The 12,814-nt window shown below is 30.9% G+C and carries 11 protein-coding genes; 10 read left to right on the forward strand and 1 reads right to left on the reverse strand.

The genetic code is table 11. The features are described 5' to 3' along the window. Nucleotides 1-159, forward strand: coding sequence for a lipoprotein (locus AC2GW8_RS04195; protein ID WP_440881537.1), 159 nt, complete (start codon nt 1-3; stop codon nt 157-159). Nucleotides 160-517: 358 nt separating this feature from the next. Here AC2GW8_RS04195 and AC2GW8_RS04200 read toward each other — a convergent pair whose 3' ends face one another. Then, a complete protein-coding gene (locus AC2GW8_RS04200) occupies nt 518-1,159 on the reverse strand; it encodes a protein-L-isoaspartate(D-aspartate) O-methyltransferase (RefSeq protein ID WP_440881538.1) in 642 nt (213 codons plus the stop codon). A 181-nt stretch (nt 1,160-1,340) separates the two neighbouring features. On the opposite strand from AC2GW8_RS04200, the gene AC2GW8_RS04205 reads away from it, so the two are divergent. The 9 genes from AC2GW8_RS04205 to AC2GW8_RS04245 all read left to right on the forward strand — a co-directional run bounded on the left by AC2GW8_RS04205 (nt 1,341) and on the right by AC2GW8_RS04245 (nt 12,811). Beyond that, the gene (locus AC2GW8_RS04205; protein WP_440881539.1) at nt 1,341-2,303 is read left to right on the forward strand and encodes a Gfo/Idh/MocA family protein; all 963 of its coding nucleotides are present in this window, start codon (nt 1,341-1,343) and stop codon (nt 2,301-2,303) included. A gap of 152 nt (nt 2,304-2,455) precedes the next feature. Next, nucleotides 2,456-3,343 carry a 3-hydroxyacyl-CoA dehydrogenase family protein gene (locus AC2GW8_RS04210; RefSeq protein ID WP_440881540.1) on the forward strand — a complete coding sequence of 296 codons (888 nt, stop codon included), beginning with the start codon at nt 2,456-2,458 and terminating at the stop codon, nt 3,341-3,343. Between the two features lie 16 nt (nt 3,344-3,359). Next, nucleotides 3,360-5,144: an aminopeptidase P family protein gene (locus tag AC2GW8_RS04215; protein ID WP_440881541.1), complete on the forward strand. Its 1,785-nt coding sequence runs from the start codon at nt 3,360-3,362 to the stop codon at nt 5,142-5,144. 112 nt (nt 5,145-5,256) lie between these two features. Continuing rightward, nucleotides 5,257-6,120: an RluA family pseudouridine synthase gene (locus AC2GW8_RS04220; RefSeq protein WP_440881542.1), complete on the forward strand. Its 864-nt coding sequence runs from the start codon at nt 5,257-5,259 to the stop codon at nt 6,118-6,120. An 831-nt stretch (nt 6,121-6,951) separates the two neighbouring features. Next, nucleotides 6,952-7,632, forward strand: coding sequence for a tRNA (guanosine(37)-N1)-methyltransferase TrmD (gene trmD, locus AC2GW8_RS04225; protein ID WP_440881543.1), 681 nt, complete (start codon nt 6,952-6,954; stop codon nt 7,630-7,632). Beyond that, nucleotides 7,622-8,368, forward strand: coding sequence for a glycosyltransferase (locus tag AC2GW8_RS04230; RefSeq protein WP_440881544.1), 747 nt, complete (start codon nt 7,622-7,624; stop codon nt 8,366-8,368). The genes trmD and AC2GW8_RS04230 overlap by 11 nt, the downstream gene beginning before the upstream one ends. Before the next feature lie 101 nt (nt 8,369-8,469). After that, on the forward strand, nt 8,470-9,765 hold the full coding sequence (locus AC2GW8_RS04235; RefSeq protein ID WP_440881545.1) for an ArnT family glycosyltransferase: 1,296 nt from the start codon (nt 8,470-8,472) through the stop codon (nt 9,763-9,765). 131 nt (nt 9,766-9,896) lie between these two features. Then, nucleotides 9,897-10,247: a 50S ribosomal protein L19 gene (rplS, locus tag AC2GW8_RS04240; protein WP_440881546.1), complete on the forward strand. Its 351-nt coding sequence runs from the start codon at nt 9,897-9,899 to the stop codon at nt 10,245-10,247. Between the two features lie 323 nt (nt 10,248-10,570). Beyond that, complete coding sequence (locus AC2GW8_RS04245; protein ID WP_440881547.1) at nt 10,571-12,811, forward strand: NADP-dependent isocitrate dehydrogenase; 2,241 nt, start codon at nt 10,571-10,573, stop codon at nt 12,809-12,811. Nucleotides 12,812-12,814 lie beyond the last annotated feature (3 nt).

The raw sequence follows: 12,814 nt of genomic DNA on the forward strand, positions 1-12,814 counted from the left end.
ATGAAGAAAGTAGTATTTATTGCAATTTGTATGATTAGTTTATTGAGTTTTACTTCTTGCGGTAGCACAAGTCCTTGTGGTTTAGCAGAAAACAATAAACAAATTAAACAAGATACTCATCAACAAGAAGTACTCGTTGCTGACGTAAATGTAGAATAGTTGATTTGATGTTTGTTCAAATTCAATAGATCCGCTAATAAGCGGATTTTTTATTAATTTTCACACTAACCTAAATAAAAAAGAAGACCATTAAAAAATATCTGATTCTTTGAAAAAGATTGAATACATTTTATTTAATAGCTACTTTCGACAAATACTTATTTATTTGTGGAAATTTAAAGATCTACTAATTTATAACTTCTAAGTTAAAATAAACAATTTTAATTTCAACAACCAATAAAGTTTACTTTTCAAAAGCAACTTAAAAAAACTTTATATTCACAATTGAGCTAAGAGTAGTCTAATATTTATATGATGAGCTGGTTAAAATTAAAATATTCTTTTGTTTAAAAAAATATTAATTCTTCTCCTTCAACATTGGCACAAAACGAAAGTCACCTAACTCATGTTTTTCAAATTCTTTAAGAGATTTTCTGATAAACAGTGTCATAACCTGTTCTCCTTCACCTACAGGAATTAAAAGCTTACCTCCTACCCTCAATTGAGCTAATAATGCTTTCGGAACAAATGGAGCACCTGCTGTAACAATAATTTTATCATAAGGAGACTGTTGCGGAAAACCTTTATAACCATCACCAAAAATAAAACGTTTGGGTCTGTAACCTATTTTAGGCAAGAAAACAGATGTCTTCTTAAATAATTCATGTTGCCTTTCTATTGTATACACCATTGTTTTTAATTCTAACAAAACAGCAGTTTGATATCCTGAACCTGTACCTATTTCTAGTATCTTTTCTCCTTTTTTTATATCTAAAACTTGTGATTGAAAAGCGACTGTATAAGGATGTGAAATTGTTTGATTTGCTGCAATTGGAAAGGCCTTATCTTGATAAGCGTGTTCTTCAAAACTACTATCAATAAATAAGTGCCTTGGAATATTTCTTACAGCATTTAATATACTTTTATCCGTTATTCCTTTTGCTTCTAAAATAGAGGCCAATTGATTCCTAAGGCCTTGATGTTTGGTTGTGTCTCTCACTAATTTGCCAATTTCAGTCGGTCAAAAATAGGAATAAATATGTTTAAAAGTGTATCTTTGTTAGCGTTGATTTTTATAAAATCACTAACTAAAAAATAATACTTTCATTTTGAGGATCCTCTCTTTAATTCTTTAAAAGAATAATTTTTTTAGGACTCTTTAAATAAAACAAAAAATAAACATGTTAAAAGCCGGAGTATTGGGAGCAGGGCATTTAGGTAAAATTCACCTGCGTTTATTGCAACAGTCAGAAAAATATGAACTCGTCGGATTTTATGATCCTTTTACTGAAAATGCAGAAAAAGTAGCTAATGAATTCGGCTACACTTTGTTTAACTCTATTGAAGACCTAATCGATGCTGTTGATATTGTTGATATCGTAACTCCTACACTTTCTCATTTCGAATGTGCCAAACAAGCTATCGAAAAAGGGAAACACGTATTCATTGAAAAACCAATTACGAATACACTCCAAGAAGCTGAAGCCATTAGAACTTTAGCAAGTCAAAATCATGTTCGTGGTCAAGTAGGTCACGTTGAAAGATTTAATCCTGCATTTACAGCTGTAAAGGATATGATTAAATCACCTATGTTTATCGAAACACATCGATTAGCTGAATTTAACCCTCGCGGGACAGATGTTCCTGTTGTACTGGACTTAATGATTCATGATATAGACATTATTCTATCTGTAGTTAAGTCCAAAGTCAAAAATATAAATGCTAGTGGTGTTTCAGTCATTTCAGAAACTCCAGATATTGCTAATGCTAGAATAGAGTTTGAAAATGGATGTGTAGCTAATTTAACAGCTAGTAGAATATCGATGAAAAATATGCGAAAATCAAGATTCTTCCAGAAAGATGCTTATGTATCAGTTAATTTTCTTGAAGAAAAATCTGAAGTAGTTAAGATGAAAGATGTACCCGAAAATCCTGAAGAGTATGCTATGATTTTACAGAATGCGGAAGGTATAAAAAAACAAATCTATTTTGATAATCCTAAAATTATTCAGAACAATGCTATTTTAGATGAACTTGAATCTTTCGCCGATGCTATACGAAACAAAACAACCCCCATTGTGTCACTAAAACAAGGAACTGAAGCCTTGAGAGTTGCACAACAAGTCATTGATTGTTTTAATTAATTAATTTAAGTAGATAAAAGAAAAACTACATTTACTAGATTCTTTTTTTTAACAAAAAACAAATCTGACATTAAACATATATAATATTGTTTTACCTGGTCATTGATGTTAAAAAATGAACTAAATATTTAACATAAATAAATAATAAAAGTATGGAAAATATAGCTGTTATTGGAGCTGGAACTATGGGAAATGGAATTGCTCACACTTTTGCTCAATTTGGATACAATGTAAACTTAATCGATATTTCTCAAACAGCATTGGAAAAAGGCTTAAAAACTATTTCTAAAAACTTAGATAGAATGGTTTCTAAGGAGCGAATAACAGAGGAAAAGAAGAATGAAACGTTAAACAAAATCAAGCTATTTACTGACTTAAAAGAGGGAGTTAGAAATGTAGAATTAATCGTTGAAGCCGCTACAGAAAATATAGATTTAAAACTGAAAATATTTAAAGATATTGACGAATTTTCAAATAAAAACACCGTTTTAGCAACAAATACATCTTCAATATCTATTACTCAAATTGCAGCAGCTACTAGCAAACCTGATAAAGTAATCGGCATGCACTTTATGAACCCTGTGCCAATTATGAAGTTAGTAGAAATTATTAGAGGTTATAATACTACTGACGAAGTAATGGAAACTATTGTTGATTTAACTAAGAAAATTAACAAAGTACCTGTTGAAGTAAATGACTATCCTGGTTTTGTTGCAAACCGTATTTTAATGCCAATGATCAATGAATCTATTGAAACATTATACAATGGTGTTGCTGGTGTTGCAGAAATAGATACCGTTATGAAATTAGGAATGGCGCACCCAATGGGACCTTTGCAATTAGCAGACTTCATTGGATTGGATGTATGTTTATCCATCTTAAATGTAATGTATGACGGATTTAAAAATCCTAAATACGCTCCATGTCCGTTGTTAGTAAATATGGTAATGGCTGGAAAGTTAGGAGTTAAATCTGGTGAAGGCTTTTACGACTACAGTGAAAGCAGAAAAGCAGAGAAAGTAGCCAAAATGTTTTCTTAACACATATTACGACTACATGATTGCTGAAAGATTACAAGCACTAAGAAATTACATGGCATCTAAAAATTTAGATGCCTTTATTATACCTTCTACCGACCCTCATCAGTCGGAATATGTAGCAGATCATTGGAAATTAAGAGCCTATTTTTCTGGTTTCACAGGATCAGCTGGAATTTTAGTAGTAACGCAAGACGTTACTGCTTTATGGACGGATTCGCGTTATTTTTTACAGTTTGAAGATGAATGTAAAAATTCGGAAGTTTCACTTTACAAACAATCCATTCCGCATGCTCCAGAACATGTAGCTTGGCTATGCGATTCATTGGAAAAAGATGCAACTATTGGGGTAGATTATAGACAATTTTCAAAATCACAAATCGATTATATTCTAAGTTTTACAACTCCTAAGAGTATAAAACTACAAAATGAACCTTATTTCGCTAAAGAAATATGGACTGACAGACCGAGCTTACCAAACTTTGAAATCTCGGTTCATCCTTTAGAGTTTTCCGGAGCAACTACAGCTTCCAAGATAGCTACAATCGAAACTGAAATAGAAATACAAAAAGCTGATTTCTATTTATTCTCTTCTTTGGATGAAATAGCTTGGTTATTTAATATTCGCTCTCGTGATGTTGATTTTACACCTTTGGTTACGGCATATGCTCTTGTAGGTATTGAGCAAACTATTTTATTCTGTAATACCAATCGTTTCTCTGAGAATGTAATTGCCGTTTTTGAAAAACTAAATATTAGCATTAAAGATTACGATTCAATTGCAACCATACTCCCTGAAATAACATCTGGTAAAAGAATTGTAACTGATTCTTCAAGTTTAAACTACGCCTGCTTTGAAGCCGTTAATGGCGAGTTTATTTATCAAAACTCTTTGGTAAAACGATTAAAAGCAATTAAAAATGAAACAGAAATAGCTGGTTCTAAAAATTGTATGATCAAAGATGGAATTGCACTAACAAAGTTCTTCATATGGTTAGAAAAAGAATTAGCTACCAAAACAATTTCAGAATATAAAATAGGAAAAAAATTAGATAGCTTCAGACAACAACAGGAATATTATACAGGAGAATCTTTCCCTGCAATCGTGGGGTATAAAGGAAATGGTGCAATCATCCATTATACTGCGCCTGAAGAAAACTCAGCTGAAGTTTCAAATGAAGGGATTTTATTAGTTGATAGTGGCGCTCAATACAAAGATGGGACTACCGATATTACTAGAACTATTTGGTTAGGAGGAACGCCAAGTGAAAAAGTAAAAACTGCTTATACTGGTGTTTTGAAAGGGTATATTGAATTAGATCAATTACAATTTCCAGAAGGGACTACAGGAGCTCAAATTGATGCTTTTGCAAGAGTTCATTTATGGAAAAAAGGACTAAACTATCCTCATGGTACTGGTCATGGAATTGGTAGTTTTGGAATGGTTCATGAGCCTGCACAAGGATTTACCACAGGACCAACTACAGAACGTGGCACAACTCCACACCTAGCAAATCAGTTAACCACTATTGAACCCGGTTGTTATGTTGCAAATGAGTTTGGTATAAGAACCGAAAACATAGTATTGTCAAAAAAGGTACATACAACAGATTTCGGAACGTTTTTAGGATTTGAAACCTTAACGCTTTGCTATATCGATACACAATTGATCAATATTGACGAACTAACGAATATCGAAAAGAAATGGTTAAATAACTATCATAAGCTGGTATTTGATAAACTTTCTAACTTATTAACCGAAGATGAAAAAAAATGGTTAAAAAATAAATGTAAGAACATTTAAAAAAAGTAATTTTCACTGTAGTATATATGAAAGTATTAAGTGGCCTACTTTCTTTTTGAATAAAAATAAATTAAATAATCATGTTTTTAAATTTCTAGTTAAAAATTAGCTTTTGAAACTTATAGCAACTCATATTGCAAAAAAACAAAATACTTCAATTCGTATTCAAGAATATGCTGTAGGTATTTTTAAAACGATTCCTACAAAATCAGCATTAAAAAAAGCAATAAAAAAAGGCTTAGTCTTTGTTAATGGAGAAAAAACATCCACGGCCTCATTAATAAAAGGAGGTGAGAAAATTGAACTGTATGAAGTAGCAATTGATATTCACTCTTCAAAGAAGAAATTTGATATTCCATTAGAGGTTCTTTTTCAAGATGAGTATTTGGCTATTATAAACAAACCTGCAGGTGTATTAGTTAGTGGAAATTCTTTTGCCACGATTAACAACGCCTTACCTCTAGTCCTAAAAAAAAGCAATCTACCTGACGCTACAACTCCAAGGCCTGTACACCGCTTAGATTACCCAACTAGTGGCCTACTTTTAATTGGTAAAACAACATCAAGTATTATCAAATTGAACAGGCTTTTCGAAATGAAATTGATTCAAAAGAAATACCATGCTATTTCAATTGGTAAGCTACCTAAAAATGGAGAAATTAATACTCCTATTGACACCAAAGTTGCTTTTACAAAATTTTCAGTATTAAACACTGTACCTTCTGACCGATTTGGCTGTCTAAATTTAATTGAACTTCAACCGTGTACCGGAAGAAGACATCAGCTTCGTAAACATTTATTTAGCTTGAACTCCCCTATTCTGGGTGATAAAGACTATTATTTAGATGATTTAATTTTAAAAGGAAATGGGCTTTATCTTCATGCTTCTTCGCTAGAATTTATTCATCCTTTTACTTCACAAACAATAAATACCTCAAGTAATCTACCTAAAAAGTTTAAAAGAATTTTCCCTTAATATATTATTAGTTTTATTACTTATTTACGAATCAACAGAAGACTTCATTAGGAAAATTCTTTCTATTTATTTTAATTTTCAATGTTGCAAGTATTTTTAACATATCATAATACTAAAAAAACTTATGCTAGCATATCTTCTGAACCCAATACTAATCTTAAACCCCATAACACTAGGAAGTTTACTTATAAACATAGTCTTATGATGTGTATTGACGATGAAAAAATAAATAGAATGAGAATAATTTCATCCAACATAACGAAAGAGTAGCTTAATGAAGAGCTATTATTAAATTCATTGATCGCCATTTTCATAACTTTTTGGGAGTATTATTCAAATACAAATTTAACATTCCCTCTCTCTTTCAAAGAAAAGCCTCATCTATAAAGAAATCCTTATTGGGCTTATAAAATTTATAAAAAATCAAATCAAAAATTAAGAAAACCTCTGATTTGAATATACTTCTAAAAATCTTTTATAACTGATAAAGCTTTATCTTTTTCATCTCCCTAGAAATACCTAAGAAAATGGATTATCATTCTTTTTTTTGTTTCAGAACCACCCTAACCCCCTTTTAAAAAAATAAGTTAATCTCCACAAAACAACTCACTATTTCAAATTAGACAATATAACTATTACTAATAAAAGTAATTTTATTTACAGATTTTTAAAAACAAGAATTATTGTTTGTTAAATTACATAAACAGTATCCTACATCTAAAAATGAATTTTTACTCCCATCAAAATTTTATTTTGATGCTAAATCAAATATCACGCTATTCTATGAAAGATAATTTGCCATGTAAAGAATGTAAGCCTTACCTTTGCCGAATGCGAATAGATATCATTACTGTAGAACCAGATTTATTAAGAAGTCCGTTTGAAAATTCAATGATGAAAAGGGCTATTGAGAAAAACCTTGCTGAAGTTCATCTTCATAATTTAAGAGAATACGGATTTGGAAATTATCGTCAAATTGATGATTATCAATTTGGCGGAGGTGCTGGAATGGTCTTAATGATTGAACCTATCGCAAAGTGCATCGATGAACTAAAATCTAAGAGAAAATATGACGAGGTCATTTACATGACTCCAGATGCTCCTACACTGAACCAACCAACAGCCAATACATTATCATTAAAAGAAAACATACTAATCTTAACTGGTCATTACAAAGGAGTTGATCAGAGAGTTCGAGATCAGTATATAACCAAAGAAATATCAATTGGGGATTATGTTTTAACTGGTGGAGAATTAGCAGCCGCTGTACTATGCGATGCTGTAATTAGGTTAATACCAGGAGTTCTTGGTGATGAAACTTCGGCCTTGACAGATTCTTTTCAAGACAATTTATTATCCCCCCCTGTTTACACAAGACCTTCTGATTATCAAGGAATGAAGGTTCCTGAAGTTCTATTATCAGGAAACTTTCATAAGATAGAAAAATGGAGAAATGAAAAAGCAATAGAACGCACTCAGCAAATAAGACCAGATTTATTAGATGAAAACTAATTTCATATATGATTTAGTAATTGTTATTCCCTGTTATAATGAACAAGATAGGTTACCGGTAAAGAAATTTCAGAGTTTTACCAAACTAAATTCTGAGATACTCATTTGTTTTGTTAATGACGGATCAAAAGATGATACAGAAGTAATACTATCTAAATTACAAAAAGAGCATCCAAACACAATAACACAACTCTCCCTTAAAGATAATATTGGAAAAGCTGAAGCCATAAGAAAAGGTTTTTTATATTGTAATACTACTTACAACTATAAAAAAATAGCCTATTTAGATGCCGATTTAGCTACCTCGCTTGAAGAATGTATTAGCATAAGTAATTACATAAAAAATGATGTAATTCTTGCTTTTGGCTCTCGAATATCAAAAATAGACAATAATATAGATCGTAAATTTTATCGTTTTGCTATCGGTAGATTTATCGCTACTCTTATTTCAAGGCAATTAAAAGTAACCGTTTACGATACTCAATGTGGATGTAAAGCATTTGAACAAAACGTTGCTTCAGAAATATTTAAAGACCATTTCATTTCAAAATGGCTCTTTGATGTTGAAATATTTCATCGAATAATTACTACTTACCAAAAACAAAACGTACATAAAATTGTTAGAGAAATTCCCTTAAAATCATGGGTAGACACTGATGATTCCCGTGTAAAATTTAGTTATTTCTTCAAACTTTGGTTCGACCTATTAGCTATTAGAAAAAAATATAAAAAATAATATTTTACATGAGTACTAGTTTTATCAAAAAACACTTTTTCACCCTTGGGGTGTTCTTATTAATCTTATTGAGAGTAATTTTAAACATATTTATTCCTCTGATGGACAAAACAGAAGCTCGTTATGCTGAAATTGCTCGAATAATGGCTGAAACTAATGATTATATAACACCTCAAATAGATTACGGAATTCCTTTTTGGGCAAAACCTCCTCTTTCTACCTGGCTATCTGCAGTTAGTATTGAATTTTTTGGTTCAAATGAATTTGCAACACGATTACCGTACTTATTATTATCTATCTTAGTGGTATTTTTAATAGGTAAATATGCTAGTAGAGAAAAATTACCTTTTTATTTACCTGGATTTATAATTTTAACCATTCCTCAATTTTTAATCCATGCAGGAGTAGTATCAACAGATACAGCTTTAATGTTTTGCACATCATTGGTTATGCTATCTTTTTGGGAGGGAATGAAAGAAAATGGAAATACAATTTGGAAATACTTAATTTTTATAGGTTTTGGTTTGGGGCTTTTAGCTAAAGGCCCTATAATATTTATTTTAACACTACCTCCTATTTTCTTTTGGTCACTATACACAAAGTCATTCTTTGAAATCTTCAAAAAATTTAACCTTTTAATAGGCATCCCCATTATATTCATTGTCGCTTTACCGTGGTATTATTACGCTGAACAAAAAACCCCAGGATTTATAGATTACTTTATTGTTGGTGAACATTTTAAACGTTTTTTTGATAGTTCTTGGAGTGGAGATAAGTATGGTTTTCCAAAACAACAACCTTTAGGTATTGTATGGTTATTCCTTCTTGGTTTTGCTCTCCCTTGGATTCAGGTTATTATAGGTAAAATATGGAAACATCAAAAAAACGTAAAAACAAGTCCTTGGCTAATTTTCTTACTACTTTGGTTACTATGGACTCCTCTATTTTTCACTGTATCAAAAAGTTTAATACACCCATATATAATGCCCATAATGGTACCCATTGCATTATTATCAACATATTTCTGGAGAAACTTAAAAAGAAAAAAACTTATTATGGGAATTGCATTAGTAACTCCTATAGCATCATTCCTAGCGTTAATTATTGGGTTATCAACAAATAAAATCGAATATTTATCAAAAACAGATAAGTACTTAATCAAGAAAAATTATGACGAAAAACTCCCCTTGTATTACTATGATACGAAGAGTTACTCAAGTCAATTTTATTCGAAAGGAAAATCCAAAAGTATATCTGAAGAAAAAATAAATTCACTCATAAGCGATAAGGTTAGTTTCTTCATCATAATACCTAAAAAAACTAAATTAAAAAGTATCAGAGACGCATTCATTTTGGAAGATGAAAATAAAACAAATAGAATATTTAAAGTTAATTAAGCTTTAATTACATAATAATTTACTTTTTTATCTAAAAACAAATAACTTTTTTTTAAATTTGCACACACAAAATCAACCTCTGACGAAAATCGTGAATGTTGCTTTTTTTAAACAAAAAATAATATATTAAAATGGAATCTTTAGTAAAATTTGTACAGAACGAATTTGTATCAAGAAATGATTTACCTGAATTTGCAGCTGGTGATACTATAACTGTTTATTATGAAATTAAAGAAGGTAGTAAAACTCGTACACAGTTCTTTAAGGGGGTTGTAATTCAAAGAAGAGGTAATGGAAGTTCAGAAACATTTACTATTAGAAAGATGTCAGGAACTGTTGGGGTAGAGCGTATTTTCCCTGTAAATTTACCTTCAATTCAAAAAATTGAAGTTAATAAAAGAGGAAAAGTTCGTAGAGCTCGTATCTATTACTTTAGAGGTCTTACTGGTAAAAAAGCAAGAATTAAAGAGAGAAGAATCTAATAAAGATGAAAATATTTATGAAGCACAGTGTTTATGCACTGTGCTTTTTTATTTTAAAAAATTATCTTATTTAGAAAAAAAACTTGTCACCTTTAACATGAAAACTATTAAATAATGTAACACAGCTACTTAAAAAAACATATATTTAAGAAATATCAAAATCGTCACTTCATCCCTTAAAGCTCTTAAAAAAATATTGAAATCGAACAAAATTATCATATAGTCAGCAAAACAAGTTAATTTATAATAATTTTGCAACAAAAATTCCGTAGGTTATTTATAAATTTGCAAGACTTCAAAATAATATAATTTAATTCTTAATTATGAGCAATTCGGCTAAAATTATGTATACTAAAACGGATGAAGCTCCTGCGCTTGCTACACGTTCGTTTTTACCCATCGTAAAAGCTTTTACAAAATCATCAAACATAGAAATTGAAATTAAAGATATTTCATTAGCAGCACGCATACTAGCTAACTTCTCAGATTTATTACCTGAAAAGCAAAAAGTTGAAGACGCCTTAACTTTTCTTGGTAATTTAGCAACTAAACCAGAAGCAAATATTATTAAGCTACCAAATATTTCAGCGTCTGTTCCTCAGTTGAAAGCTGCCATTAAAGAATTACAAGCTCGTGGCTTTGCGCTTCCTGATTATCCTGAAGAAATCAATTCAGATCAAGATAAAACTATTCTTGAACGCTACAATAAAGCAAAGGGCTCTGCTGTCAATCCTGTATTAAGAGAAGGAAATTCAGATAGAAGAGCTCCAAAAGCAGTTAAAAATTATGCTAAGAAAAATCCTCATTCGATGGGAGCTTGGAACTCCGAGTCTAAAACCCATGTTGCCACTATGAGTGAAGGAGATTTTGCACATAATGAAAAATCAGTAACTGTAAATAAAAGCACTAATGTTAAAATAGTACATACAAATACCATTGGAAATAGTTCTGTTTTAAAAGAAAAAATTTCTTTACTTGAAGGAGAAATCATTGATGCCTCTTTAATGAGTAAGAAAAAGCTAATACATTTCTTGGAAGAACAAGTTATTGATGCTAAAAATAAAGATATTTTATTCTCATTACACATGAAAGCTACGATGATGAAGGTTTCGGACCCTATCATTTTCGGTCATGCTGTAAAAGTTTTTTTCAAAGATTTATTTGACAAACATCAAGATACTTTTCAAAAAATTGGCGTAGATGTTAATAATGGTTTTGGCAACTTACTAAAGAATTTAGATGAAGTTTCAGAAGAAAAAAAATCAGAAATACTAAAAGACATACAAAATATTTACAGAAGTAATCCTGACCTTGCAATGGTTAACTCTGACAAAGGAATCACAAACTTACATGTCCCGTCAGACGTTATTATTGATGCCTCCATGCCTGCTATGATTCGTACATCGGGTCAAATGTGGAATAAAAACGGGGAAACTCAAGATACAAAAGCTGTAATACCCGACAGTTCTTATGCTGGTTTATACCAAGAAACGATTAACTTTTGTAAGAAAAATGGAGCTTTTGATCCTACAACTATGGGAACTGTACCTAATGTAGGCTTAATGGCTAAGAAAGCAGAGGAATATGGATCTCATGATAAAACATTTGAAATATCTTCAGATGGTAAAGTTCAAGTTATTGATAGTAACAATAATGTTCTAATTGAGCATACTGTAGAGAAAGGAGATATATGGAGAATGTGTCAAACAAAAGACGCTCCTATTCAAGACTGGATTAAGTTAGCTGTAACCAGAGCAAGAGCTACAGAAACACCTGCTGTATTTTGGTTAGGTAAAAATAGAGCCCATGATACTGAAATTATTAAGAAAGTAGAAAAATACTTACCAAATCATGATACTTCAGAGCTAGAAATTAAAATACTATCACCCGTAGAAGCGACCAAGTATACTTTAGAAAGGGTTAAGGCTGGTAAAGACACAATTTCTGTTACAGGTAATGTTTTACGTGATTATTTAACAGACCTCTTCCCTATTCTAGAACTAGGAACATCTGCTAAAATGTTATCTATTGTTCCATTAATGAATGGTGGTGGTTTATTCGAAACCGGCGCTGGAGGATCTGCCCCAAAACATGTTGAGCAATTAACAAAAGAAAACCACCTACGTTGGGACTCTCTTGGAGAATTTCTAGCATTAGCTGTTTCTTTAGAACACCTTTCTGAATCAACAAATAATAAAAAAGCTGGAATTCTTGCAGAATCATTAGATATTGCTACTGGGCAACTTTTAGACAACAGAAAAAGTCCTTCAAGAAAAACTGGCGAGCTTGACAATAGAGGTTCTCATTTCTATTTAGCTCTTTATTGGGCGCAAGCATTAGCTGAACAAAATCTAGATAATGAGTTAAAATCTGAATTTACTCTTATCGCGAAAAGTTTGTTAGAGAATGAATCTAAAATTGTTGAAGAATTAAACAATGTTCAAGGAGTTAATGTAAATATTGGTGGTTACTATGAACCTGATGATAATCTTGCCAACGCTATTATGAGGCCAAGTAAAACGTTAAATACAATCATTGATAATATTAATGTTAGTATTTCTTAAATA

The sequence above is a fragment of the Tenacibaculum profundi genome (assembly GCF_057162725.1).

Bases quoted from the DNA above. Each gene is read 5' to 3' on its own strand.
- AC2GW8_RS04195 (WP_440881537.1), top strand. From the start codon at position 1: ATGAAGAAAGTAGTATTTATTGCAATTTGTATGATTAGTTTATTGAGT.
- trmD (WP_440881543.1), top strand. From the start codon at position 6,952: ATGCGAATAGATATCATTACTGTAGAACCAGATTTATTAAGAAGTCCG.
- rplS (WP_440881546.1), top strand. From the start codon at position 9,897: ATGGAATCTTTAGTAAAATTTGTACAGAACGAATTTGTATCAAGAAAT.
- AC2GW8_RS04235 (WP_440881545.1), top strand. From the start codon at position 8,470: ATGGACAAAACAGAAGCTCGTTATGCTGAAATTGCTCGAATAATGGCT.
- AC2GW8_RS04245 (WP_440881547.1), top strand. From the start codon at position 10,571: ATGAGCAATTCGGCTAAAATTATGTATACTAAAACGGATGAAGCTCCT.
- AC2GW8_RS04205 (WP_440881539.1), top strand. From the start codon at position 1,341: ATGTTAAAAGCCGGAGTATTGGGAGCAGGGCATTTAGGTAAAATTCAC.
- AC2GW8_RS04230 (WP_440881544.1), top strand. From the start codon at position 7,622: ATGAAAACTAATTTCATATATGATTTAGTAATTGTTATTCCCTGTTAT.
- AC2GW8_RS04210 (WP_440881540.1), top strand. From the start codon at position 2,456: ATGGAAAATATAGCTGTTATTGGAGCTGGAACTATGGGAAATGGAATT.
- AC2GW8_RS04215 (WP_440881541.1), top strand. From the start codon at position 3,360: ATGATTGCTGAAAGATTACAAGCACTAAGAAATTACATGGCATCTAAA.